Raw genomic sequence first — 26,358 nt, 5'->3', positions numbered from 1 at the left:
TCGTAGCTGTTCCCTTCTTTCATCTGTGGTTGCTAAACGATGCCTATCCGCATGCGGTAACCAAATAAGATGGATCGTTCTTCACCAGCGAATACCTTTTCCACTAACTGGCGAAACGCTGCTGCCTCTGCCTCAAGCTCTTTCGCACCTAACTTTATCGCGGATTGTAAGCTGCCCTGACTTAACGCGAGGTTGGCATAGCGAGTTGCATCGCATGACTCCCAATTATGAAACACAATTTCTCTTGCATAGCGGAATAAACCCGATGATTGGATTTGTTTCAAATGCTCGTCCTTGTTCCATTTATGCGCTTGCTCATGCTTCGGTGCCAGCTCAACAGCCCGTTGATGACCAAGCGACGTAAGTTTGATATATTGCTGCTCAATTTCCCAGTCAACGACAGGCGGCCAATCGCAATCATAAGCAGCGAAAACGCCACCAGTGCGAAGGATACGCGCGAATTCACGCAAAGTGCTTTGCGGCTCCATCCAGTGAAATGATTGTGAACACGTGACAACGTCTGCAGAATCGGAAGGTAGCTCCAGTTCATGTGACAACCCGCTAATAAATTGAATCGCCTCTGGCTTGTTCATACTCTCCCATTTGGCTAGCGCTACTGCGCGCATGTCATCACTTGGCTCAACGCCGATGATCCGCTCTGCATCATTCAACCAGATAAACGAAGATAGCCCTGTGCCGCAGCCTACATCTACAACGGTTTGGGGTTGGCTGCCCAAATAAGATGTCAAAATCTTGATCAATTCCTGCGGCGCAGTTGGCCGGCTTTCATCATACAACGCACCGAACCCGGTAAATCGCTGTACATTACTCGTGCGAATATGTTCAATCATAGATTCCCTCCTCTGATTCATGACAAAAAAGCTCAACCAATGGATGAGCTTCTACTCGACATTTTTAACGTACATGAACGTGTAATCGTCCCTCTAGATGAAGTATGCCTTTATCTTGGACGGCTTCCTTCGCGAGGACATTGATTCGTTTCAACCACTCTTCTGGCTTATAATTGTTGGTTGTTGCTTGGACTAATCGCTCTGCATGATCATAACAGGTGTCATATCCACCTAATTTACGAATGACCTCGACATACTCAACAACAAGCTTTCGAGCACCTTGCGAGGTGTAACCGAAACTCTGAACAAGAGCATCAACGATTCCGCGTTCATACAGACTCAGCCGAACTTGTGTTTTCATAGTAGATCCACCTGCCTCCCGTAAAAATGTTATAACCAACAAAGCGAAGGGATGCTTCCCACTTCTCAGAGGAAAATACCACTTGATTGCCAAGACGCAACGCATCCAATTTCCGACCGCGTGTGGTGCGTAAAATTTGATCATAAAACCAATGTACATCTTTATTTAATTGTACTGCTTCTTCAATAATTCGTCCAGTATCCCCATCCGCCATTGGGCCTATAATGATATCCGGATGCTTGTGACATGGGTCCGCTTCTCCCTTATTCATGACACTGCGATGCGACATTACAAATTCAGCCCATGCTAAGGAATCACTTAGAAAAATGAGCGGCTCCATCTTCGCAGGAATTGAAATAAGCTCAATTTCAAGCACACAGGCAAGTTCATGCCCCATAATCGATCGAGCCGCTGCCTTACGTGCCCAATTTCGCGCCTGTGCTGCTGAGATGGTTGTATAAAATCCTTCGCCGAAATCACGGCCAGGTCGCCAATACCTGCTATCCAATAACTTATCTTTGAAAAGGTTGACGAGATTATCCGTTGTTCCATGATATAAACGTTGTGGTGTTATTATATCCATTTCGCTTTCCTCTGAAACCCCTTTCCATTCAAAATAGGCTAGTAAGCACCACGAATATGATCGTGAACGTCCGTCGCATAGAAGCTCTTCAGACGGACTAGCTCTTCCGAAGAAAACGCCGGAACTTCAAGGGTAGCTAAATTATCTTCAATTTGCTTGACGTTCTTGAAGCCAGGGATAATACAAGTAATGTGGGGATTCTCCAAAATCCAACGCATCGCAGCACGTGCCATGTTTCCACGACCTTCACCAATCCAAGCCAACTCCTGCGCGAGTTCTACGCCTTTCGCAAACGGCAGTCCTGCAAACGTCTCACCCACGTTAAATTGGTCGCCATTCACATTGAAATTACGGTGATCATCCGCTGCAAATGTGCTAGATGTCGTGAATTTCCCTGTTAGCAAGCCGCTGGCCAACGGAAGCCGTACCAAAATACCTACCCCAGCTGCGTTCGCTTGCGGAAAGAGGAGGTCTGCAGGCTTTTGACGGAACAAGTTAAAAATCACTTGCAACGCTTTAACACCAGGAACTGAGAGACAGAACAAACCTTCTTCCACCGTCTCCACGCTCACGCCATAGTGGCGAATTTTACCCTCGGCTTTCATTTTCTCAAGCACCTCGAAGACCGAACCATCCTTCAAGATCGCTAGCGGCGGACAGTGAATTTGATACAGGTCAATTCGCTCGCGATTTAACCGTTTCAAGCTGTTTTCGGCAAATTGGCGAACCGCTTGCTCGGAGTACGTCGCAAGATCATGAATATCACCCGAACGGCAAAACTTCGTGGCGATGTGTACCTCATCGTCTTTCCCTTTCGTCGCTTTCGCTAGGAGCTCTTCTGCGTGACCCGAGCCATATACATCCGCCGTATCAAAAAAGTTCACACCTGCCTCCATGGCACGGTGTAAGCCTCGAATCGATTCATCGTCATTTGCCTCACCCCAGCCTCCACCAATTGCCCAAGTACCGAAGCTAACCTCACTAATTCGAAGCTCTGTATCGCCAAGTTGACGGTATTTCATCATTCCCACTCCTTCTATGTAAATATTATCAAGCTGTTTCTAATAATTTTCATCTCTCACCATTTCGCCATAGGATAAGAGGAAACCTCCCTCTTTATGCAAAAAAAAGGGAGTCCGCTTATGACGGAACCCCCTTTTGGGATGGAGTAAACGAAAGACTAGCGTTTTCGTTTATTGTAACCCTTATCGTCGTATGGCTCCAACTTCTCGAGCCATAGTTCAAGCAACGCATCAACCTCAGATCGATAACTCTTCAGATCCGCGGCATCCAACATGATCTCATCACGAGGCTCAATACGATCTAGCACCTCAAATACGAACACTTGACCGCCGAACGTCGCCCAGTCCTTCTGGAGCTCATTGAAAGTATTGGTATTCATCTGCTTGCAAAATTCAAGCCGATTCTTCATACCATCGAGATCCATACTGCCGTTTACAAATATTTTATCGTTCTGGGTATTGCGTATTTGATACACACCCATGGCACGAAACGTTTGTTTATAATTGGTCGCAAGCTCCTTTTTCTTCTGTTTGTCTAACATGTTGATTAATACCCCATTTCTTTTAAAATCCTGGAAAGCGTACTTAAACGTTCCCCAATCAACTCTCCATCATCACTCAAAGCTTGACTGAAAAGCTTGATATCTTCATTGATTTTCTCATTATCTGTACATACGCCTACCGTCATCGCATCCCCTTGCAGGCCGATTCTGTCAATGATAGGATTCTCCGCGTCATACCCGTTCTCAAAGCGATAAGCGTCCTCTTGGAAATGAAGCTTCGTACGACATACGAGGATAGCAAGATCTAAAACACGGTGCAAAGGCAACTCTTCCGATTGGCGTGACCATTTCTCGCCCGTATAGCGCCATACTTTAGCCGAAATATCAACCTTTCCTCTGTCATTCCACTGAGCTAGACCTAAGGAAAGACCTTGCGTATCCGTGTTTTGCGTGTATCTACCGTCAATATTGGCGTAGTTCTCAGCTACGATAACAGGTTTATGTTTGAGTGTTGTTGGGATTTTCATTGTGATTCCTCCATGTTTGAAAATAAGTTATTTTGATTTAGTAATTTACTAATTTACTAAATATATAACCGTTGATTGAAGTATACCTCAGCTTCTTTTTCAAGTCAATGGATGCCTGTATGTAGCAGTATGACACAGATACTAGGAAGTCTGCGCCGAAAAAAACACAGGACCACCCCAACAGGGAATCACTGTGTTTGTTTTCCTTCTTATCCGCTATGCCCTACCGCGGTATCCGTTTTGTCGGCTCAGCAAGCACGCATGCCTCTGGAAGCATGTTGCCGGACGTCATTTTCGAATCAATCACATCTATGATCATTTGTAAGGAATTAATCTGATGTTGAATATTCTCCTTATGCTGCTGGAGCTTGACTTGTAGTTCGGGATGCTCAGTCAAATCGGACTCATAAGTTAGACCTAACGTTGGGAAATAATAAAGCACATTTCATCCCTATTCAACATAAAAATAGGTGAAAACGCTTGTTGATTTTTTAAAATGAGGAGAAACCCATGATTGTAATCGAAGGTATCAGTAAAATAGCCTTTGAAGAAGGAACGCTGTCCGAGTTAGAACTCGCCATTTATCAAAAGAAGCAGAATAGCCCTTTTATGTATCGTTATGATTCGGTATTCACCTTGTTGTTTGAATTGTACATGCGAACCCAAATCGTGGAGTCCTCTAGTTTGCTGAGTAAAAGTGGTGTTTATTTTGCTGATTTCAAAAACACGCTATGCAACCAGACGTATTGGACCATTACAGATCAGGGTAAGTTTCAGCTGAAAAGTGATGTTGCTCCTCAAGATGCGATAAGGGATATATTCACGAATGGAACCTCATACGGTTTTGAATGTTCAATGGCTGTCGTCGTTGTCTTATACAAAGCTATATTAGAGTCCATAGATCCTAGACATTTTGACATACTGTTTTCGGATCTTTTATTATTTAATTGGCATTCTAACAGTAATTTACGTCTGATCGACCGGACTATCCATGAGGAATCTGTGATGGGTGACGTTCTCTATTTCGAAAACCCTGAGTACGATCCTATGATTCCTTGGGGCAAAGGAGAAAATGTCGTCATGATGGGAAAAGGGCTCTTTTATGGACATGGTTACGGCCTCGGAATCGCGACTTCGAAAGAAGTTATTACTGTCCTGAATAAACACAGAATACCTGGTAGTACAATATCAGCCTATCTGGCGGACCGTTATGTACATCCAGACTTCTCTTATTATGCACTTTTTCAAAATACCGGACGAAAGAAACCCCTTATTGCGAAAATAGGAGAATGGATATATGTTCGAAACAATTGATTATTTAAAACTATTAATAAGATAAGCCCAATTTGCTTAGACATGTGCCCTGTTTACTTTTTCTTGCATAGGATGACGTATGCCTACACCGAAAGGGGAAAGAAAATGACACAACGAAATTCATCAACGGAGGGTAACCTCCCGATTTATCCATCTGAGACTAGAATGGAGTCCCATATGCCAGCTCAGCAAACTCCGACTTGGACGGGGGATAATCTTCCTATATATCAACAACCAGCCGTAAATCCCGGACAGCAATCTCCGATGCATCTACAACATGTTTCCCATGCGCAGCCTCAACACATGTACCACCCGCATCACCACTATGCCTATCACCCACACCATCATCATGCCTATCATCCCATGCACCATCTAGCATATCACCCTATGCATCATGTGGCTTACCATCCTATGCATCATCACCTTGCCTACTATCCACATCATACTCAGCATCCGCATCATCCACACCCTACTCATCATGCTCAGCCACATCAACAGCATCATGCTCATCATACTCAGCCACAGCATCATACTCATCATACAAATCAACAATAGCAGTATGTTACCGCGTCAATGAGCTGTATAAATCCATCGATTTCTTCAAATTTTTTACCAGATAGCGTGAATTTCTATCCCACATGCTAAGCAACTTTAAAAAAGTTATCCAATTTGCGGTTAGCTTTTTTAAAGTTTGCTGTAACGAGTATAACCTAGACCAATCGGCAAATTAACCGATACCTCGGTCGTTCCCGGGCTTCTTTTGATCGTAAAGCTGCATTTTTTTAGCAAAATATCTGAGGACACATACGGCAAGTCCTTACAATTATTTTCCACAATCGTTCCCTCCTCTTCAATTTCAAAGCGTATATTTTGGTTAAAATGTTGGCTGGACCCCAGATTTGAGTGATTTTACAAGCTTAAGTTCGGCATTAGAGCAAATTAAAAACAACGAGCAGTTGATTGATCTCCTTTACAACAATGCAGGTGGTAGCTTCCCCGAGTTAATGTATTCGAAGCATGGTCGTGAACTGCATTATGAACTGCAAACCGTCGTACTCTATATCATCACGATGGAGTTAAAGACGCTTTTGAAGAATGGAACGCTGAAGCGAGTCGTGCATACCTCCACTAACGCGTTCAATACGATGAAGCGATTTGACCCTGAAACTTTAGATAGCCCCGCGCAAAATAAAATGTTCTTCGGCCCTTATGCGGCGTCTAAACTCGCGCTATCCTTATGGACACAAGAACTCGCTCCCCATCTTGTAGCTCTGAAATTCGTCCAGCATGCACCACGGGTTCTTGAGAAAGTTCGAGCCATTTATGAGTATATGTATAATGAAGTTGGGAAATAATGAGTAGACGCGAACGGCGTTGTCTATACAGAAAAACTCCTGCAATCGTGCTTTACTAGCACTTTTGCAGGAGTTTTTCCTACTCACCTATAAGTCCTGACTTAGGCGAATCATATCGCGGCACTGAATGCCATTTTCAAAAATAGGTTCCTTATAATGCCTTGTAAAGAAATCGAGATCAACACCGTAGATGCGAAATCCGCACTTCTGATAGAGACTCAACTGCTGAACACCAGAATTTCCTGTACCAACCTCTATTGTCTGATAGTTAAGCGTTCTTGCCGTTTCCACCGCGTGTTTCACTAATTCCTTCCCATAGCCACGGCCTTGTTTCTTCGTTATCACCGCGATATTCACCAGTTCAATCGTCTTCGGTCTCGTTGGGAGCAGCAAATAAGCACCAATAACTTCATGGTTTTCTTCCAAAACGAAACATTTACTTTGGTACACATACGACTCGACCATCGCAAGCTCTGGGTCAGCTAATAGAAATAAGTGAATCGGATATTCTTCCGTTACTTGTAATTCTCGAATATGCAACATGCTGTATGCCTCCATCCAACTGTGATGGGTTTCAGAAATGAAACTTTGCTTTAATCATCGCTGCGACATCCTCTGGACTTACCCCTGCATTGTTGATCCGCATGTAATTTTCTCTAGTGATTTCACCATCTAGCGAGTTTAAACGGTTCTTTTCCATGCTTTCTAGTAAATTCTGTTCCGATTGTGCAACATTTCGCTTGGTAGGCTTATGCGCTAGTCGATGGGGGGTTTTATTCCGTTCTATTCTCTCTTCCATTGGTGCTTCAAGTTCAACGAAATAGATCTCGCCACCTTTGGATTCGAAAATAGCGCAAACTTTCTGCACGAAATCCCAATCGGCTTGCTTATCAAATGCCCATACGTACGTGAAAATTAATCCGTACAACTCACTTTTCGCGACAGCCTCAAAAATTTCAAAACGAAATAACTCAACTAATCGCCACGTTTCTTGGGAAAATCCGAAATAGGGATGTAGGAGATCAATCGTCATATGATTGTGAAAGAGCTTCAACGCGGTAGTTTCTTCAAGTGCGTGGCCGACTGTCATCTTTCCAACAGCTTGCGGACCGAAAATGAACACAAATTTCATAGCAGCACCTCACTATACTTCATCCCTACTCCTAGTTTATCATGCCTAATGGCGCTTTATTTGTATAAAATAAGTAAAATTCAAACTTTCCGGGTTGCTACTACTACAGGTTACTATTAGTCCGACTTTGCCGATCTAATCCCTCTGTCCGCGTCACTCCGTCGAAGTTGCGGAATGTAGTTCCCTTTCGCAGTACCACGATCCCCCGCTGGATCATTCTAATGAAAAAAACGGCCGCCCCGAGGCAGCCGCAACTTAATTATACGTAATTTTCAGGCCTAATTCTGCGGCACGTATTAGCGCTGCGTCAGAGAATTTCGGCTTTTTGTATTTGACTTCGAACTCTTCTTTCGTCAGCGGTGTCCAATTGAAATCGCGATTCTGATACACCCACGTTTTCGTTCCCCAATCCACATGAATGGTACGACTCGCTACCTTTTTCACAACACCAATTTCAAGAATAACACCTGTCTTACCAAAAAACTTCGCACAGTACTTCCCGACCATTTCACTCACTCGAAACATCCTCATTTCCATTAGTCAAATCACGTAGTATGCCAATTGCGATTTCAAAAGTATCCGCCTCAGACTGAAATTCATCCAGAAAGGATTTTCTGAAAATCCGTTGGATCTCTTGTCCCAACCCGGCAACACTTATCTCTTCCATATGCTTAATTATATAAATGGTAACGCTGCGACCCTCACCATCGTATTCATCATCTTGACTTCCATCGTCTAGCAATTGAATCGGATCCCACTGATCAAGATGATACTTCACAACGCCAATGATCGGCGAAGGATCAAACGGTAAGGATGCTAAGTACTTATTCTCTTTCCTGATTTCATTCTTTATACTCCAGAGCATATAATTCATCTTGGTCTCTTGCGATACAGCACGAAATTCCACAGCGTTTGCCTCCTTTGTTGGACACCAGCTTCATCTGCTGATTCCGTCAAAACAGATCAATCCGCTGCAGTGTCGCCCTTAGCAGTTTATCATGTTAGCTGGAGGATGCCAACTATTTATATTTAATTACCTAAATTATTAATGGCATTAACTATAAATATTCTCGTCTCTGCCAATCGATTTCTATTGTCATTTCGATCCTCCGGCTCCAACCAACCAAAGCCATCCCCAACATATCTCGGGAAAATATGAACATGCACATGGCCTAAATCATTGAATGTACCACCATTTTGGAGGATCGTAACGCCATCTGGTTGATAGAGTGTTTTAATCACGCGTGACATTTTCATCACTGCTTTCAGCATGGCTGCTGATGTCTCTTCCTCTAATTCCTCCAATTCAGCCACGTGGTGCTTGGGAAGCAATAGAACATGTCCTTCATTTAACGGAGCGATATCTAAAAGGCAGGTCAACCACTCATTCTCATAGACAACGTTAGCTTGAACTTGTGAGTTCGCTAGCTGGCAACCTAAGCACGTATTTTCCATCTTACACATTCATCCTTCCAGACTTCAGATTAGCGCAAATCGCTACTTATCAATTCCATTCATCCCCTGAATTTACCTGCTGAAACAAAAAACAGCCCCTCCACAGAGTGACTGCATAGCAAACCGTTCAACTCGAATACGTATAAAAACCTTGCCCAGACTTGCGTCCAAGTCGCCCAGACTTCACATATTTCCTCAGGAGCGGACAGGGTCGATATTTGGAATCCTTAAACCCCTCGTGGAGAATTTCCATGATCGATAAACATGTGTCCAACCCAATGAAATCAGCTAGCTCCAGCGGTCCCATCGGGTGGTTCATCCCGAGTTTCATCACCGTATCTACAGCTTCAACCGTTGCTACACCTTCATATACTGTAAAAATGGCTTCATTAATCATCGGCATCAGAATACGATTCGAAACGAATCCTGGAAAATCCTGCACCTCAACCGGTGTTTTTCCCAGTTCTTTGCTAAGTTGAAAGATGGCGTCGAATACATGCTGGGACGTTTCCAGACCTCGAATAATTTCAATCAGAGGCATCACGGGAACCGGGTTCATGAAATGCATCCCGATAACTTGCGAAGGTCGTGTTGTCGCCGCAGCAATCTCGGTGATCGGCAGTGATGACGTATTCGTTGCCAGAATCACATGAGACGGACAAATCCCATCCAACTTCTGAAAAAGTGCTGTTTTCCAAGCCATATTCTCAGATATCGCCTCGATCACAAGATCCACCTGCGCAGCCTCTTCAATAGCTCCCGTCAGTTGAATGCGACTAAGAATGCTTACTTTCGCTTCCTCCGTCAACCTTCCTTTCGCAACATTCCGATCTAATTGGTTGCTAATGACCAACATGCCCTTATCGATCAAAGGCATAGATAGATCATGCCAAAGTACCCTGCGGCCAGCTGAGGCAGCTACTTGCGCAATGCCGCTCCCCATCTGCCCTGCCCCAATTACCATGATGGTTTGTATAGACATCGTTCATCGCTCCTACTGCTTCATCGAACCGAACTACCAGCACCGAATAGGGTTCCTCGGCTATTCCACACGAAGCAAGATCGCATCACCTTGCGCCGTGCCGCTGCATATCGCTGCAATCCCATAACCACCGCCAATTCTGCGAAGCTCGTGGATTAAAGTGAGAATGATGCGTGTTCCACTCGCACCAATGGGATGACCGAGTGCTATGGCACCGCCATTAACGTTAACGCGTTGCGAATTCCACCCCAGCATACGCTCGCATGTCAGCACGACAGCGGCAAAAGCTTCATTCACCTCGAATCGATCTATTTGATCCAGTGTCATGCCCTTTTGCTGCATTAGCTTCCGAATCGCCAAAGCAGGTGTCGTCGCAATATATGGCGCTCGCTCGCCTACACTGGCATGGCCGAGTATCGTGGCTAGCGGTATAACGCCCTGTTCTAAAGCAGCTTCTCTCGCCATTACGACCAAAGCTGCTGCGCCATCATTTACACCTGGCGCATTTCCAGCCGTAATGCTGCCTTGTTTATCGAATACAGGGACTAATCCGGCAAGCTTAGCTAAACTCGTATCTGCACGTGGTCCCTCATCACGGTCCACCACAATTGTACCCGCTTGGACAGGTACGATTTCCTCTGCACAGTAACCATTGGACATCGCCTGCAAGGCTAATTGATGACTGCGCAAAGCCCACTCATCCTGCTCTTGACGTCCAATGTTGCATTCAGCAGCAATGCGACTACCGTGAAGCACCATATGCACGCGTTCGAACGGACATGTCAGTCCATCATGTATCATCAGATCGATCAGTCGCTGTTCGCCCATCCGTGCGCCCCAACGCGCATGCGTCGCCAAATATGGCGCGTTGCTCATGCTTTCCATGCCGCCTGCCACAAGTACCGACGCATCACCTGCACGGATGATTTGGTCGGCCATGGTCACACTGCGCAGCCCCGAGGCGCACACTTTGTTGATCGTCTCCGACGTTACACTCCACGCCAGTCCCGCCTTGCGAGCAGCCTGACGTGAAGGAATTTGTCCGGCACCTCCTTGCAGCACCATACCCATGATGACTTCTTCGATCAATGAAGGATCCAGAGACGCACGTCGTATGGCTTCCTTGATGACGATTCCCCCCAGCTCGACAGCTGGGACATCCTTCAACGCGCCGCCAAACTTACCGAATGGGGTTCTCGCACCGCCAACAATGACGCTTTCTCGCATACACCTCGCCCTCCAGTCCAAGCTCACCTCATCTTCATCAAACGAGCAATTGCTCTCCGCTCCTCATCCATTGTTGCTTCTATCATTTGGAGCATTTTCGCATCACGCATGTACCGTTCAACGGGGAAGGCTTTCGTATATCCGTAACCACCGTGGATTTGAACAGCTTCAATCGTAACCGCCATTGCCGTATCTCCTGCAAATAGATTGGAATACGCCCCTCCAACTGCTCCCTGGCTCTCACGCCATGCGGCTTGATACGTAAGCAGTTTAGCAGCTTCAATTTGTGTAGCCATATTCGCTAGCTTGAATGCGATAGCCTGCTGCTGTGCAATTGGCTTACCGAATTGCTTGCGTGTCTTCGCATAGGAGACAGACACATCCAATGCTGCTTGCGCGAGCCCTACCGCCAGTGCAGCGATGCCGCTGCGGGCAGACTCCAGCGTCTGCAGAGCAATCCGCAGGCCGTCTCCTTCCTCGCCAAGCCGATTCGCTATTGGAATTCGGCAATCAACCAGTTCAATAGACATGCTAGGTGAGCCACGAAGTCCGAGTTTTCTTTCCTTTTTGCCTAACAAGAAGCCTGGAGTGCCCTTCTCAATAATAAAAGCACTACTCTCGCGTGACATAGCATCATTTCCCGTCGATGCAAACACCACATATACATCCGCATCACCCGCATTTGTAACGAAAAACTTCGCACCCTGCAGCACGTAATTATCCCCGTCACGCAATGCTTGCGTATGCAGAATTAAGCCAGAAGCCCCCTCAGTATGCGTACTTTCAGACCACGCATAAGCCCCTAGCTTTTGCCCATTTCCCATCGGACCCAGAAACAACTTCTTCTGTTCCTCGCTGCCAAACATCGAAATTGCCATACCCGCCAACCCGCTATGCACGAAAAGTGTATACCCCGTCGATGCGCATGCACGAGCTAACTCCTCCAAAACCAAACAATTCGTCAGAGCATCCGAGCCAAGTCCCCCATATAACTCAGGTACCAGAATCCCAGTTAAACCAAGCTCCCCCATCATTTCGAATAGATGACGATCAAACCGTTCTTCTTCATCTCGAAGAGCCGCAGTTGGCGCAACCTCCTCGGATGCAAAATCGCGCACCATCGTGCGAATCATTTCCAATTCCTCTGAAAGGCTATAATCCATGTGGAGCCCTCCCTCAAGCCGCTTGCACTTCTAGAGGTTGTTCAAAAAGTCCAATTTTGATCACGAAGTAGTCCATGAAGCGTATTCGACATCGAATATTGAATTCAGCCGGAACTTCCGGTGCTCACGTAGCTTCCACTACGCTCCGCTCCTCATTTCCTAGCTTCTTTCAATCTTCTCGGTGCTGAAAACCCGACTTTTTGAACACGCACTTCTAGCTCTTATCCTCCCAAGTTGATCGTGCAATAGAACCATCCAAGGCCTCATAATCTTCATAGCGAATGGCTTGATATAACTCACTGCGCGTTTGCATGTCAGCTAGCGATCCGATCTGCGTCCCTTGCTGACGAATCTCCTCAAATACCCGCTCATAAGCTTTAGCAGCGACACGCAGCGACGTTACCGGATAGAGAACCATCCGAAAGCCCCAACTTTCGAATTGCGCAGCCGTATAGTACAGTGTACGTCCAAATTCCGTCATATTAGCCAAAAGTGGTGCATCTACTTCCTTTCGAAAATGCTGAAACTCCTCCTCACGCTCGAGCGCTTCTGGAAAAATAGCATCCGCCCCAGCGGCGAGATAGTGCTTTGCGCGGGTAATGGCTTCCGCCATGCCTTCTACCCCTTTCGCATCTGTCCGTGCAACAATATATAGCGTCGGGCTGACGGCTTTGAGTGTGCGGATTTTTTGACACATTTCTTCGGTGGAAATGAGTTTTTTACCACTGAGATGCCCGCATTTCTTCGGCATATCTTGATCTTCAATTTGCACGGCGGCAACTTTCGCCTCCACCATCTCCTTTGCGGTCCGTGCGACATTCAGGATGCCGCCATATCCCGTATCGATATCGACCAATAACGGGAGTCCCGATGCTCGAACGAGTTCCCTAGCTCGCTCTGCTACCTCGTTGGAATAAATAAGACCCAAATCAGGCAATCCTCGACTGGCCGTATAAGCAGCACCGGATAAGTAAAGGGCCCCAAACCCTGCTTGCTTAGCGATTCTAGCTGCCATGCCATCGTGAGTGCCAACGATTTGGACAATAGGACCCGCTTCAACGAAACGTCGCCACCCTGCAGCTAACTGTTCTTGGCTCGGCTCCTCCTCAATCAACCATGACATAGTAACCTCCTGCCTCATTCAGCCGATCTGTCTACCATTTAAATGACGAAAAGCGACATATACGCAGGCACAGGTGTCTGAATGAGCTTCTCGTAATCGAGTGATAGCTTCATAATTTCTTCTGTTTGCTTCCTTGGAAACCGCGTTTGCACATTCGCTTTGAACTTTTCGATCACTTTTGGCAGTCCCTCCGCCCGCCGTTTCCGGTGTCCGATGGGGTATTCACAAACGATTTTTCCCGTCGACGTTCCATCCTTAAAATAAATTTGAATGCTATTCGCGATAGATCGTTTATCTGGATCCAAATAATCCTTGCTGTACTGCTCGTTCTCGACAACAACCATGCGTTCCCGAAGTGCATCAATACGCGGATCAGCAGCGATATCATCTTCATAATGCTCCGCAGTTAACGTACCATACAGAAGTCCGATGGCCACCATATACTGTAAACAATGATCACGATCCGCTGGATTGTGCAAAGGGCCTTTTTTATCAATAATACGCATCGCTGATTTGTGAGTTGTTAACATAACTTTTGTTATGTCTCCAAAACGATCTTTAATAGGTTCATGGAGAGTAAGTGCACATTCAACAGCGGTTTGCGCGTGAAACTCGGCTGGAAATGAAATTTTGAACAAAATATGTTCCATCACATAGCTGCTCAAGGGTCTGGCCAATGTTAGCGTCTTGCCTTCGAAAAGCACATCCTGGAATCCCCAGTTCGGCGCTGTCAGCGCTGAGGCATACCCCATCTCACCTCCGACTGCCATCAAAGCCAAGCGAACAGCCCGGCTCGTAGCATCTCCCGCAGCCCAAGATTTTCTAGAACCTGTATTTGGCGCGTGCCGATACGTGCGTAAACTCGCTCCATCAATCCAAGCATTGGAGATGGCGTTGCATACCTCTTCCTTCGTCCCACCCAGCATGACGGCAGACACTGCGGTAGAAGCGATTTTCACCAGATGAACATGATCCAAGCCAACTGCGTTCAAACTATTTTCCAGTGCGAGCACACCTTGAATTTCATGCGCTTTGATCGCCATCGTTAAGACATCTTTGATCGTAAAAGGTGCCTGCCCCTCGGCCATACGTTTCCGACTCACATAGTCGGCAATTGCAAGGATACTGCCTAAGTTGTCGGATGGATGCCCCCATTCTGCCGCTAGCCACGTATCGTTGTAATCGAGCCACCGAATCATACATCCAATATTGAAAGCCGCTTGAACGGGGTCCAATTCGTATCGCGTACCAGGTACGCGAGCGCCGCCGATCACCTCTGCACCTGGAACAATCGGACCGAGATGTTTCGTACAAGCTGGAAAACGCAGCGCTAGCAAGCCTGTTCCCAGTGAGTCCATGAGGACATGATGAGCAATCTGATAGGCTTCCTCACTCTCAATCTCGGCATGCAAGGCGTAGTCTGCAATCTCTACAATGAGCGGGTCAAAAATCATCTCCCTCTGAACAGGTTCTCTAGACGTACTCATACAATCTCGTCCTCACTTTCTGAAACAATATTCCCTTGAGGCGGATGTAAATCTCGCGCGCCTGTATAATGAACACGTGGTCGGAAGAGGCGATTGTTCGCATGCTGCTCCATCACATGTGCGCTAATACCTACCGTGCGCGCTGCAAGGAAAACAGGTGTAAACAACTCAATTGGAATGCCAAGCAAGTAGTAAACAGGCGCGGCATAATAATCCAAATTGGGATGCAGCCCTTTCTCTGTCCTCATCACGTTTTCCCCACGTACGCACATGTCATATAGTTCCTGTTGATTACATGCCGGTGCGAGCTTCGCCAGCGCTTCCTTCATCAGCAATGCGCGTGGATCTGGTTTTCGCATATACACACGGTGTCCGAAGCCCATGATGCGCTCCTTTCTTGCAAGCTTAGAACGAATCAACGCTTCCAAATCATCTTCTGTACCCGCTTCAAGCAGCATGTGCATGACTGCTTCGTTCGCTCCTCCGTGCAGCGTTCCTTTCAGAGAAGCAACCGCGCCAACAAGCGCGCCATAAATATCTGACTGCGTGGAGGCGATGACGCGCGCCGCAAAAGTCGAATTCGGCAATTCATGCTCACTGTACACAATCAGCGATTGATCAAATATCGCCACCTCCATCGGCGACGGAATTGTTCCCGTTATCATGTACAGAAAATTAGCTGTATAAGACAGCTTGGGATCTGGTTCAATGAGCGGTTGCTTCGTGATAGCCCGGTAACCATAGGCGACAATTTGCGGTACTTTAGCCAACAGTCGTAGCGCCTTACGTCCATTCGCCTCGAGTGATCGATCATCGAGTTCGTCATCAAAGCTCGCTAACGCAGAAATGCTCGTTCGCAGCACATCCATCATATCGGCTCGATCCGGCATCAAATGGAGCATGGCACGCACATTTGGCGGTAATCCATAGACCGCTTGAATCAGTGATTCAATCGCTTGACGCCTCGACTCATTAGGCAATTCACCTTCTAATAGCAATCCAACTACATCCAAATAGGTCATTTGCTCAGCAAGCTCCATCAGATCATACCCTCGAATCACAATCTCTTCCTTCTCCACATCGAGAAATGAAATGCTAGTCTCACTGGCTATCACATGCTCAAGTCCAGGCAAATAGTGATCACTCATGTTTTCGCTCTCCCTTCCTACGTGGTTTCAGAAAGCAGCAAACGCGAAATCACAATACGCTGAATCTCATTCGTCCCTTCATAAATTTGCGTCACTTTGGCATCTCGCAGATAACGCTCCACCTTCGACTCCTTCAGGCAACCCCATACGCCGCAGAGCTGGACAGCACGCAAACATACTTGAACAGCCATATCACTGGCAAAAAGCTTCGCACTGGCAGCCTGTTTCCCATACGGAAGGCCTTGGCTTTTGCGCCAAGCGGCTTGATAGGTCAACAGTCTTGCGCCTTCGATGTGCGTGGCCATCTCCGATATATGAGCATGGAATTGCTCGCCGGTGAGCGCGCTGACTCCCGCACCATAAGCAATGACAGCGTCCAAGGCCCCTTGGCCGATGCCTGTGGCTTGTGCGGCAATCCCGATTCGCCCGCCATCCAGACTTCGCATCGCGATGCGGAATCCTTCGCCTTCCGGACCTAATCGGTTGTCCGCAGGCACGCTGCATGCTTCAAACCTCAGCTCCATCGTTGTGGATGAACGAATCCCGAGCTTATTTTCTTTGATTCCGAAAATAAGCCCTTCCATGCCTTTCTCCACGATGAAAGCCGTGGTGCCTTTCTGTTTGTTCTGCGCATCCGTTATGGCGAACACAATATAAACCTCTGCCTCACCGCCATTCGTAACGAATAGCTTGGAACCGTTAAGTACGTAGGCATCTCCTTCCTTCGTTGCTGTCGTGCGCATTGCACCGGCATCAGAGCCGGACTCACTTTCCGTCAGACAGTAGGCGCCGAGCTTTTTACCTTGTGCCATGGGCAGTAGATATCTTTGTTTCTGCGCATCTGTCCCATACGTATGAATCGCCCAACTGGCCAGCGACGTATGCACGGAGAGCATCACGCCTGTTGACGCACAGACACGAGAAAGCTCTTCAATCACCATCGCATAGGTGAGAAAATCGTAGCCTCCCCCGCCGAATTCACGTGGCCAGGGAATCCCTGACCATCCAAGCTCTCCCATACGGTCAAAAATATCTCGATCAAACCGTTCAAATTCATCCCTTTCCTCTGAAGTCGGCTCCATCTTCGCGAGTGCAAACTCACGGACTTTAGCCCTGATATTTTGCTGATCTTGGGTATAAGAGAATTGCATGCGACGACCTCCTTCGACGTGCTCATGCTGCTAACACCAGATTGGCCGAGGTTGATTGGGTCGATCGTACTTCTTTGGACAAGTTGTAAACGCTTTCAATATATGTTATATATACACGCTTTTGTTAGGCATTAGACTGTGCCGCGGCAAAAAATGATCTATTCCTACTGTCCATTACCTTTTAACCTGCATGACCTTCATTTTCCCCTTACCACTAATCCTCGTCGCTCCTTTAACTGCACTTCACATACCACTTAAAACTTATCATTCTTGAACGCGCTTTAAAACTTATTGCCGCAAGCTATGCGGTTCCTTTACCTCTAATCAGCCCCATCGCCTACTTATCTCCTTTACCACTAATCACCCACTCTCCTCCTCTACTCATTTACCACCAATCAACCTCTCGCCTCCTTATCTCCTTTACCACCAATCAACCTCTCGCCTCCTTAACTCCCTCACCACCAATCAACCTCTCGCCTCCTTATCTCCTTTATCACCAATCAACCTCTCGCCTCCTTATCTCCTTTACCACCAATCAACCTCTCGCCTCCTTATCTCCCTCACCACTAATCAATCTCTCGCCTCCTTTATCTCCTTTACCACCAATCAACCTCTCGCCTCCTTTATCTCCTTTACCACCAATCAACCTCTCGCTTCCTTATCTCCTTTACCTCTACACGCCCCAAAACTGGGATTAGATGGAAAATACACAGTTATTTCAGCGGAAAATTTGATTTTAGAATGATTAGGTGGAAAATACGTTGTTAATTTTGCAGTTTTCATTATTTCCGCCCGTTCCGCACCAAATTAACGTCATATAATCCAGTTATTTCATCTTTTAGTCTCAAAACAGCTGAATTAGCTGTACATTTTCCAGTTAATTGCATTTTTCCGATACCTGGGATACAAAATGCAAGACATCAAAAAAGAGGAGCAGTCATCTGCTCCTCTTCCGCGAACTATTTCAACCTTTATTCCGACTTCATCACAACGCCTGCCGGTAGAACCCGTTCCACATGCTCGCGCAGCGATGCATTCGTATACAACTCATCGCTGAAAATCGCAATAATCCCACTATCTTCTCGCGTTCGAATCAATCGACCCATCCCTTGACGCAATCTGAGCAGCATATAAGGAATATCGACTTCTTCATACGGAGAAACAGCCGCTTCACGCTTCGCATTAAATACCGGATCTTGCGGAGGGAACGGCAACGCCCAGACGATGACGTTGGAGAGCGATGGACCCGGAATATCTAGTCCCTCCCATAGGCTAACCGCAGCCAGCACACTGTGCTCATTCTCTTGAAACGATGCAATCACATGCGAGATTTCTTGATCTCCCTCGTAGAAGAAGGTTAAATCCTTGCAATCCGAACGGTCATTCATCTCTTTTTTAAAACGCTGCAATTCCTGATGTGTCGGGAACAAAATAAGCGCTCTGCCTTCTGTTCTTTTCAACAAGCTGGCGGCTGAAGTCATCTTCTCCTGGAAAGTTCCCCCCTCCGAGAAACGAGGAGCTACTACTTCCATCCGTTCCGCGTAGTCATACGGTGAGTCTACCGAGAATGATAAATATTTCTCAAGGCCTAAGCTGTTCGCCACATAATCGAACTTACCCTCTACGGATAGTGTAGCCGACGAGAACACGATTGGCATTTTGGAGGAAAAGACATACTCCTTGAGAACTTCCTTCACCGTTCTTGGCATTACAACAAGACTCAGTCCTGTAATACTTTCCGTCGCCCAGCAAATGAAGGATTGATCGTTGCGGAATAACGCGAACGCCTTCTGCATCATTTCTAGATGCTCTTCAACTATTTTCAGCTGATAGTCATTAAGAGTAAACATTTCCCCCTCAAAGACAAGCTCCTCTTCAATCTCGGATAAAATATCACAGAGCGTAAGAATCTCTCTTTTCAAGAGATCACTCATAACGATTTGTTTACGGTCAGAGCCCGCAATCGGGCGACAACAGCTTTCCAACACTTCAAACATACGTTCGCTCTGCTCAATCGCACGATCAATACAGACAGCTAAGGTTTCACGAACTTCCCCTTTTAACAAGCGAATGACCAATTCCTCGAATACCATATGCTTCAGCTTATAGGTCAAAGCCTTTTGAGCAGCGGATTCCATCAGATGTCCTTCGTCAAACACAACAGTGCAATGATCCGGCAATAGTGGCAGCTGTCCTTCACGCTTTCTTCCGTCATATGTCCATACATGCTCCATGTAGAAATCATGCGAACAAATGATTAAATCGGCCGATTTCCGGTAAGATTCACGCGACAAGGTTTGTCCACAACGATGCCGCTTATCACACACAAAACAGTCTTGATAAGCATCCCAGTTCATGCGGTGCCACTGCTCATCGTTCAGCTGCGGATAGTTTTTGCGATCTCCATAAGCATGGAATGTTTGTAGCGCTTCACGCGTATGCACAAAATCAGGAAGTCCCTCATACACTTCACGATACAGCCCCGTATCTTCATGACCGAATCTGGCCTCATCTAGCTTGACCAAACAGGCATACTGATCTGGTGATTTTGCTAGTCGTGCATCGATTTCCATATTCAAATGGCGAGAAATTTTATCAATATCTCCGCCAGGTTTCACAAGCTGCTCAATGAGTGACTCATCAGCACAAGCAATGATGGCCGGCTTCTTCGTAAAGCGCGAATAGCATAGTGCATATAATAAATAGACTAACGTTTTGCCTGTCCCAACGCCGGCTTCCGCAAAAATCGTCTGCTTCTCAGCATAAGCCCGCTCTAGCTGAAACGCCATGTAAATCTGTTCATCCCGAACCTCAAAGCCCGCTTCAGGTAAAATGTCATAAAAGATATCCGCAATCCAGTCGGACACCTGCTGCATATATGGCTGTGCATGATCATATGCAAATGGATAACGTCCCACGTGTGTGCCCCCAACCCTCTAAGTTAAGAATCAAACTTGTATTATCTCATGAAAGATGGCTAAAAGCAAAAAACTCATTCCACAGCCTACGTGCTGTCCGGAATGAGCCTTTATTTTACATGCTAAAACGTTCGCGATATCCACATTTACGGCATAGTTCCTCAACCACTTCACGTCTAGAAAAGCCTTCGAATAACCGATTCGCTCTCTCACCCTCTACGATTTCGGAGAATGGCGTGTGGTTAATATTCCCCAAGTTAATAACTCCTTCCCCGTCTAAACAACAAGGAATAACGGTTCCGTCAACGAGAATACCTGCTTGATTGCGCAGCGCATGGCAGAAGCCAGGTCCCTCAATCTCCTCCGCTTTCAAATCCGGCCATTGGAACTCATGATCCTGATTCAGATACACACGATCAGCGAGCTTTACGCCAGTTCCGCGGACGAATTTCTCATCGATTTTGTAATCGAGTTCGAACTCTTTCTCTAGCAATTCCAACACTTCACGATTCCGATTCCGTTCCAAATTCGTTTGATTGTCGGTATCCAAATTCCATAATCGAAAGGAAATAATGACATTCGACTTCGCAACGATTTCCTTGGCAAAACGCAGAATGCTCGTCACATAACCTTCCTTATCCTCGGAGCCTTCATGACCGTCAAAGCTGTGTAAGGAAAAATTCATTTGGCGAAGCGCCGGTTTATCAAGCAGCTTGTGCCTATTTTTATTAATGAGCGTCCCGTTTGTTGTGATATTTACTTTGAAGCCTTTTTCGTGGCTTAGGTCGAGTAATTCATCGATTTTGGGATGGAGCAGCGGCTCACCTTTCACATGCAAATAAATATGATCCGTATGCGGCTTAATTTGATCAAGGATATTCGTAAACGTATCTATTTTGATGAAATTCGCTTGACGCTTCGTCTGTGGACAGAACGTACAAGCCAAATTGCATACACTCGTAATTTCAATATAAAACTTCTTGAACTTCTTCATGGTCGGACTCCGTTTCTTGTTTGCGCTACTATGATAGAGGCTATTATACCAAGTGAGGCTTCTGAATGAAAGGATTTCACACTTTTTTAGAAAAACAATTGGACCATCCAGCCAATAAAGTACGCCGACGGAACGAGAAAAATTTGTGCTAACAGCGTTCCTAGAAAGCGTGTAGTCATGAGTAAAGCGTAGATTTTGCCTAGCTGCTTACGTTGTTCTTCGTCGTGCAATGCCTTATCGGTAATGAGACCCAACTGAGGATCAATGAATATGGTGAGCAAAATAGTCGCAATTCCGTTGATCAGACCCGACGCTTGTGAAGCTGTAGTTGCATAATCTGGCCATAAATGAGCCGCATATAAGGAGGCTAGAACACCTACGGAATAGAACGCTGTAACGACAATATTGATGAATAGGAATCGTTTGGAAATGCCGAGATAACGGAACTGGCTTAGTTTCACTTTGGGCTTTTTGATATATTTGGTCGTGTTCTTCAATTGTGAAATGGTTACATTCGTGAGCATCTTCGGCAGTGATCCTGCAAGTTCGAGACGAGCAATAACTCTAGCACTTAAGTTGATAAAAGTAGGAAACAGCGCAATCGCGATAATCGTCCCGATTGACGATGCCAGCAAAGAAATGCGTAAATATCGCACCAAATCAAACGTGGGCTCATGCTTGGCAAAATCCACAAAATTCGCTGTCATCGGCGCCTGAATCAGGTTCGCTGTGCGCGATACCAACACGACGATACCAACCAGCGATAGTGCTACAGCGAGTTTGTTCACCCGCACCCCCGCATACCGAATCGAGTATGACAGTGTCTCGGCTGTGTGAATGATCATGGTCAAAATGAAAACCAAAATGAGCGTGTTGATCATGCGAATTGTTCATCCTCTACTAGAGTTATAGGTGCATAAGAGAGCGAAAACGAAAACCCACCTCCTGTTGATCACATTGGGTGGGTTTCTTGGTGATTGTGGTGAGGGAAATGAAAGGTTCGCCCCTCTGATCGGAGGGGCACCTGGAATAGATGGAAAACATGTAGGTAATTTCGCCGATTTCACCCCCACTGGACAATTTAAAAGGAAAATATGCAGCTAATTTCACGAGTTTCAACGTTTTCAGCGAATTCCGGTGAAATTAACTACAGAAAATCCAGTTATATTGAAATTAGGTAAGAAATTTAAAAGATTAGCTGTAGTTTTTACAGTTAATTGATTTAATTTGTTTAAGAGCCTAGGTGTTCGGTGTTGATGATGAAGGTGACATTGGTGATTCGAGTTACGACAGAAAAATTTCCTTTATTTCACTATTCGTGATGCAGCTCGGATTCCCTTTATTGGTAATCACGAAGAGTGCAGAAACTACGCCTATGACTAAGCCTTGCGATCGTCCCCGTACCACAGCTCACGGAACGTGGAGCTGTGTCGTAGCAGTTCCTCCGATGTGCCCTCCGCTTCGATACGGCCATCCTTCATCACGATGATGTGATCGGCACGCGTCAACGCGGTCTTGCGGTGCGAGACGACCAGACACGTCGCATCGCTGCGGCGCTGGAACATCCGCTCCCAGAGCTTCTGCTCCGTCTCGACGTCGAGCGCGCTCGAGAGGTCGTCGAAGACGTACAGCTCGGCGTCCCGCACGAGCATCCGTGCCGCGGCGGTCCGCTGCGCTTGGCCGCCGGAGAGCTTCACCCCGCGCGGGCCGATGACCGTGTCCAGCCCGCCAGGCAGCTGCGCGACGTCGAACTCGAGCACCGCCGCGTTTAAAGCCTGCTGCAAGCTGTCGCCTTGCTCCGCTTGCCCGAGCAAAATATTATTGCGCAGCGTATCGCTGTATAGCCGCGGCACCTGCGCGGTATATGCGCTCTGCGGCGGTGTAAAGAAGGTGCCCGGATCCTCGACGGGCACACCATTCCACGCAATCGTTCCACTCTCCTTGGGCAGCAGCCCAAGAAGGGAACGAACCAGCGTGGTTTTGCCTGAGCCGATCGTTCCCGTGATGACGGTGAACGATCCTCTTTGCATGGCGAAGTGAATGTCAGCGATACCTCTACCCGTATCCGGGTAGGTGTAGCTGAGCCCATTCACTTCCAATCGTTGCAGCGGAGGTGCAACGACGCTGTCATTCTCTTGATCTTGATCTTTCTCTTGATTTCTAACTTGATCTTTATCTTGCCCTTGCTCTTCCTTCACCCGCTCCGTCTTCAAATACAACGGCTTCACCATCGTCAATACCTTCGCCGATGCGCCTTGCAACAAGAAGGTCAATCGCTCTAGTGAAACACTCATTTGCTTAAAGTACGTAATAAACTTCCCGACATTCGTAATAAACTGTGTCACGAAAGTCAAATAGTAAACAAACAACGCGAGATCTCCGACGGTGAACGTCCCTGCTCTCATTTTCGTCCCCGCCAAAAGAAGCAAAAGTCCCGTCCCCAAATTAACCGAATTCGAGAAAACGGAGTCGAGCAATTCGCTCATGAGTCGATCTTTCAGCATCGCTTTGCGACGCTGATCACCGAAGCTGTGAAACCGTTCCATCACTCGCTTCTCAGCACCCGCCACTTGAATGGCCTGCACATTGCCGAACATTTCGCTAATCTCCCCCGTTACTTTGGAGGTGGATTCCCGACTCGCAGCGCGATATTTCTGCAAACGTACGGTTGCAAGTTGAGCTGCCGTGATGACAATAACGATTGGCATAAATACGAGAAGTGTCATTTGTGCATCGATACGAATCAATATGTATCCGGACACGAGGGCGAAAACCGTCATCCCAAACACATCAACCGACCAACTCACCGCTTCCTCCGATTGATCTACATCGTCCCGGAAATGACTGATAGCTTCCCCAGGAGATACGGGAATGGCCTGCGCTCCAGGTTGCTTGAGGACATGCTCTAGCAAATTGCGGCGAAGCAGCATCCCCATGCGAAAGCGGAAATGCACATCCGTAATGAATCCAATAATGATCAATAGAATTCGTCCCAATGCTGCCCCGATCAACAGCGCGATCAAGCCCCACACGCCAAACTTCACTGTGGCATTCCCTGTCAACGTATCGAAAAAAGCTTTTGTAATAAGACCAGGCGCAATAGGTGCCAAATAAATGATGGTCCATGCGAGAGCATTAATGAAATATCGAAAAGGTTTATACATGATAAGACCTTTTAAATACTGAAACGTTGTCATGCCAACACCTCCTCTAACCCTGTCGCGAGCAGTTGGCTGAACCTAGAATTCGGGTCGGCAGCCAGAACTTCTCTACGTCCAGATTCCAGCACACGCCCTCCATCCAAAATAACGATGTGATCGGCACGCTGTACAGTGGCAAGTCGATGGGCAATCATAATGCAGGAGCGCTCCGTTAACAATTTGGAAACGGCTTTCTCCATCCGTTGTTCGGTCAATGGATCCAGACGCGATGATGCTTCATCCATAATAACCAGTCCCGGATTCGTCAGGAATACGCGTGCAAAAGCCAACAACTGCGCCTCTCCAGCAGATAAACTGCTCCCCCCCGATGCAAGCCCCGTATCCAAGCCATCTGGCATCGCTTCAAACCAAGCACCTAAGCCAAGTTCATGAAGTACTGCAACAATCTGTTCATCCCGAATCGACTCATCATAAAAGGTTAAATTATCACGAATTGTCCCTTGGATGATTTCAATATTTTGTGTCACTAGCGCGACACGCTTCCGCAGTTCTGGTAGTTTACAAGCTCGAATGTCAGTACCACTTAGAGCAATCACACCACTTTGCGGATCATAAAATCGCAATAATAACCTCGCAATTGTAGACTTCCCGCTCCCTGTTCGACCAAGCAACCCAAGCACTTCACCAGGTTTCAAAGTCATCGTCAGGTGATCAATCGTCGGTTGATCGTCATCATAACTGAATACGACATCTTTGAAATCAACCCCAAGTGGTCCATCCGGAAGCTCAGCCCCAGCTCCATCTTGAATCTTAGATTTAATCGCGAATAGCTCACGAATCCGGGAAATACTTGCGTCTGCCTTTTGCAAATCCTCCATTTGCGTCCGAATCTTCTCGATCGGCTTAGCGAGTAATTCCGTGTAGAAGAAAATTAAATATACGGTACCCAAGGAAATATGATTACCATGCCATAAATAGGCGCTGATCCCGAACGCCATCGCATTTCCTAACGCGAAAACAAAGATCGACATGTTCCACATCGCACAGAAACCGAGGAACGCTTTGACGCGTAGCGGCAGCATTTTTCGGAGCATCGTATAAAAGCGATTCATCACGAAGCGTACCGCACCGTTGGCGCGAATATCCTCTGTTCCCTCCAGATGTTCCCCGATAAAACCATAAAACTCCGCATTTGCTTGCCTCCACCCCGCCCAAACAGGCACAGCAAATTGACGAATCCACCCAATCATGTAAATCGCGCAAACGACGAAAACAGCCATTCCCACACCAATTAACCAATTTTCCCGGAATAAAAGAACGAGAATACCTGCCATAAGCAGCACATTTCCAAATAAATGAATGATCATACTGGAAAAGAAATTCGCAAGCGCATTCACATCCCCATCCACACGTTCAATCAGCGAGCCTGATGTATGACTTTTATGAAAAGACATATCCAACGACAGACAATGGGCTGCTAAATCAACCCGTAGTTTATTCGTTGTTTTCCAACCAACATTTTCACTAAAATAGGTCGCAATTACTGATACAAGCTGCTGCACTAATGCAAATCCAATGAACAGAAGCGCCGCCGTAAAAAGAGGCTGCATCGCCCCCTGCGACTGCGCGGTATCAATAAAATAGCGGATAATTTGCGGATTAATCAGCTGCAGCCCGATGGATGCGAACAACAGGAGTGTTAGTCCAATCAGCGTCCCTTTCTGAGGGAACAAATAGCGGCCAAGCAGCTCGCGGTATTGTCCCATGGAGTTGCTGTTTTTTCGGTTTTTCTTCATTGTAATGGAGTCCTCCGTATTCCTCTCGACGTACACTCCATCATACTAAATTGACTCCTTCTCGACAACGGACTGTTTGGTTAAAATGAAAAAAACCGCCTTCTG

At 46.7% G+C, this 26,358-nt stretch carries 27 protein-coding genes and 1 pseudogene; 3 read left to right on the top strand and 25 right to left on the bottom strand.

Translation table 11 applies throughout. The features are described from left to right. Positions 1 to 32: 32 nt before the first annotated feature. The 7 genes from GC096_RS31935 to GC096_RS31905 form a co-directional block, all read right to left on the bottom strand. Positions 33 to 851, bottom strand: a complete 819-nt coding sequence (locus GC096_RS31935) for a class I SAM-dependent methyltransferase (RefSeq protein WP_171635997.1) — start codon at positions 849 to 851, stop codon at positions 33 to 35. A 64-nt stretch (positions 852 to 915) separates the two neighbouring features. Further along, a complete protein-coding gene (locus GC096_RS31930) occupies positions 916 to 1,212 on the bottom strand; it encodes a hypothetical protein (protein ID WP_171635996.1) in 297 nt (98 codons plus the stop codon). Continuing rightward, on the bottom strand, positions 1,181 to 1,795 hold the full coding sequence (locus tag GC096_RS31925; protein ID WP_171635994.1) for a DUF3990 domain-containing protein: 615 nt from the start codon (positions 1,793 to 1,795) through the stop codon (positions 1,181 to 1,183). Before GC096_RS31925 ends, GC096_RS31930 begins: the two co-directional genes overlap by 32 nt. A gap of 38 nt (positions 1,796 to 1,833) precedes the next feature. Further along, entirely contained in the window at positions 1,834 to 2,817 is a 984-nt protein-coding gene (locus tag GC096_RS31920) for an aldo/keto reductase (protein ID WP_171636247.1), read from the bottom strand. Positions 2,818 to 2,975: 158 nt separating this feature from the next. Beyond that, on the bottom strand, positions 2,976 to 3,359 hold the full coding sequence (locus GC096_RS31915) for a GIY-YIG nuclease family protein (RefSeq protein WP_171635992.1): 384 nt from the start codon (positions 3,357 to 3,359) through the stop codon (positions 2,976 to 2,978). Between the two features lie 5 nt (positions 3,360 to 3,364). Then, positions 3,365 to 3,847: a DUF6530 family protein gene (locus GC096_RS31910; protein ID WP_171635990.1), complete on the bottom strand. Its 483-nt coding sequence runs from the start codon at positions 3,845 to 3,847 to the stop codon at positions 3,365 to 3,367. 223 nt (positions 3,848 to 4,070) lie between these two features. After that, positions 4,071 to 4,289 (bottom strand): hypothetical protein, encoded by a 219-nt coding sequence (locus GC096_RS31905; RefSeq protein WP_171635988.1) that lies wholly within the window; start codon positions 4,287 to 4,289, stop codon positions 4,071 to 4,073. Between the two features lie 68 nt (positions 4,290 to 4,357). Here GC096_RS31905 and tgl point away from each other — a divergent pair, with 68 nt between their 5' ends. Together tgl and GC096_RS31895 are read left to right on the top strand one after the other, a co-directional pair. Then, the gene (tgl, locus tag GC096_RS31900) at positions 4,358 to 5,161 is read left to right on the top strand and encodes a spore coat transglutaminase TGL (protein WP_171635986.1); all 804 of its coding nucleotides are present in this window, start codon (positions 4,358 to 4,360) and stop codon (positions 5,159 to 5,161) included. Positions 5,162 to 5,266: 105 nt separating this feature from the next. Next, positions 5,267 to 5,716: a hypothetical protein gene (locus tag GC096_RS31895; protein ID WP_171635984.1), complete on the top strand. Its 450-nt coding sequence runs from the start codon at positions 5,267 to 5,269 to the stop codon at positions 5,714 to 5,716. 129 nt (positions 5,717 to 5,845) lie between these two features. Here the strand turns inward: GC096_RS31895 and GC096_RS31890 are convergent, their stop codons facing one another. Beyond that, positions 5,846 to 5,995, bottom strand: a complete 150-nt coding sequence (locus GC096_RS31890; protein ID WP_171635982.1) for a hypothetical protein — start codon at positions 5,993 to 5,995, stop codon at positions 5,846 to 5,848. 62 nt (positions 5,996 to 6,057) lie between these two features. Between GC096_RS31890 and GC096_RS31885 the strand changes: the two are divergent. Next, a pseudogene (locus GC096_RS31885) lies at positions 6,058 to 6,426 on the top strand (Rossmann-fold NAD(P)-binding domain-containing protein); the annotation flags it as partial. A gap of 177 nt (positions 6,427 to 6,603) precedes the next feature. Here GC096_RS31885 and GC096_RS31880 read toward each other — a convergent pair. The 17 genes from GC096_RS31880 to GC096_RS31800 form a co-directional block, all read right to left on the bottom strand. Then, positions 6,604 to 7,056: a GNAT family N-acetyltransferase gene (locus GC096_RS31880; RefSeq protein ID WP_171636245.1), complete on the bottom strand. Its 453-nt coding sequence runs from the start codon at positions 7,054 to 7,056 to the stop codon at positions 6,604 to 6,606. Positions 7,057 to 7,090: 34 nt separating this feature from the next. Next, positions 7,091 to 7,648, bottom strand: a complete 558-nt coding sequence (locus GC096_RS31875; RefSeq protein WP_171635978.1) for an ATP-binding protein — start codon at positions 7,646 to 7,648, stop codon at positions 7,091 to 7,093. A gap of 255 nt (positions 7,649 to 7,903) precedes the next feature. Next, positions 7,904 to 8,164: a hypothetical protein gene (locus GC096_RS31870; RefSeq protein WP_171635977.1), complete on the bottom strand. Its 261-nt coding sequence runs from the start codon at positions 8,162 to 8,164 to the stop codon at positions 7,904 to 7,906. Then, complete coding sequence (locus GC096_RS31865) at positions 8,157 to 8,555, bottom strand: hypothetical protein (RefSeq protein WP_171635975.1); 399 nt, start codon at positions 8,553 to 8,555, stop codon at positions 8,157 to 8,159. Before GC096_RS31865 ends, GC096_RS31870 begins: the two co-directional genes overlap by 8 nt. Before the next feature lie 122 nt (positions 8,556 to 8,677). Beyond that, positions 8,678 to 9,103, bottom strand: coding sequence for an HIT family protein (locus tag GC096_RS31860; RefSeq protein ID WP_171635973.1), 426 nt, complete (start codon positions 9,101 to 9,103; stop codon positions 8,678 to 8,680). A 127-nt stretch (positions 9,104 to 9,230) separates the two neighbouring features. Next, the gene (locus GC096_RS31855) at positions 9,231 to 10,085 is read right to left on the bottom strand and encodes a 3-hydroxybutyryl-CoA dehydrogenase (protein ID WP_171635972.1); all 855 of its coding nucleotides are present in this window, start codon (positions 10,083 to 10,085) and stop codon (positions 9,231 to 9,233) included. Positions 10,086 to 10,145: 60 nt separating this feature from the next. Further along, positions 10,146 to 11,312, bottom strand: coding sequence for an acetyl-CoA C-acetyltransferase (gene mmgA, locus GC096_RS31850; protein WP_171635970.1), 1,167 nt, complete (start codon positions 11,310 to 11,312; stop codon positions 10,146 to 10,148). Between the two features lie 23 nt (positions 11,313 to 11,335). Next, a complete protein-coding gene (locus GC096_RS31845) occupies positions 11,336 to 12,475 on the bottom strand; it encodes an acyl-CoA dehydrogenase family protein (RefSeq protein WP_171635968.1) in 1,140 nt (379 codons plus the stop codon). A gap of 214 nt (positions 12,476 to 12,689) precedes the next feature. Next, a complete protein-coding gene (gene prpB / locus GC096_RS31840) occupies positions 12,690 to 13,598 on the bottom strand; it encodes a methylisocitrate lyase (protein ID WP_171635966.1) in 909 nt (302 codons plus the stop codon). A 38-nt stretch (positions 13,599 to 13,636) separates the two neighbouring features. Beyond that, on the bottom strand, positions 13,637 to 15,085 hold the full coding sequence (locus GC096_RS31835; RefSeq protein WP_171635964.1) for a bifunctional 2-methylcitrate dehydratase/aconitate hydratase: 1,449 nt from the start codon (positions 15,083 to 15,085) through the stop codon (positions 13,637 to 13,639). Then, positions 15,082 to 16,233 (bottom strand): citrate synthase, encoded by a 1,152-nt coding sequence (gene mmgD / locus GC096_RS31830; RefSeq protein ID WP_171635962.1) that lies wholly within the window; start codon positions 16,231 to 16,233, stop codon positions 15,082 to 15,084. The genes GC096_RS31835 and mmgD overlap by 4 nt, the downstream gene beginning before the upstream one ends. Before the next feature lie 17 nt (positions 16,234 to 16,250). Next, positions 16,251 to 17,384, bottom strand: coding sequence for an acyl-CoA dehydrogenase family protein (locus tag GC096_RS31825; protein ID WP_171635960.1), 1,134 nt, complete (start codon positions 17,382 to 17,384; stop codon positions 16,251 to 16,253). Between the two features lie 971 nt (positions 17,385 to 18,355). Beyond that, positions 18,356 to 20,302 (bottom strand): ATP-dependent DNA helicase, encoded by a 1,947-nt coding sequence (locus tag GC096_RS31820; RefSeq protein ID WP_171635958.1) that lies wholly within the window; start codon positions 20,300 to 20,302, stop codon positions 18,356 to 18,358. A 115-nt stretch (positions 20,303 to 20,417) separates the two neighbouring features. Further along, on the bottom strand, positions 20,418 to 21,296 hold the full coding sequence (locus GC096_RS31815) for a radical SAM/SPASM domain-containing protein (protein WP_057315601.1): 879 nt from the start codon (positions 21,294 to 21,296) through the stop codon (positions 20,418 to 20,420). Positions 21,297 to 21,382: 86 nt separating this feature from the next. Next, complete coding sequence (locus tag GC096_RS31810) at positions 21,383 to 22,177, bottom strand: lipid II flippase Amj family protein (protein WP_171635956.1); 795 nt, start codon at positions 22,175 to 22,177, stop codon at positions 21,383 to 21,385. Between the two features lie 498 nt (positions 22,178 to 22,675). Further along, on the bottom strand, positions 22,676 to 24,493 hold the full coding sequence (locus tag GC096_RS31805) for an ABC transporter ATP-binding protein (protein WP_171635954.1): 1,818 nt from the start codon (positions 24,491 to 24,493) through the stop codon (positions 22,676 to 22,678). After that, a complete protein-coding gene (locus GC096_RS31800) occupies positions 24,490 to 26,253 on the bottom strand; it encodes an ABC transporter ATP-binding protein (RefSeq protein ID WP_171635952.1) in 1,764 nt (587 codons plus the stop codon). Before GC096_RS31800 ends, GC096_RS31805 begins: the two co-directional genes overlap by 4 nt. Between the last annotated feature and the right edge of the window lie 105 nt (positions 26,254 to 26,358).

The sequence above is a fragment of the Paenibacillus plantarum genome (assembly GCF_013141695.1).
In the GTDB taxonomy this organism is placed as follows: domain Bacteria; phylum Bacillota; class Bacilli; order Paenibacillales; family NBRC-103111; genus Paenibacillus_E; species Paenibacillus_E plantarum.
Note: the sequence above shows the minus strand (reverse complement) of the source record. Positions and strands in the feature narration are given on the sequence as shown.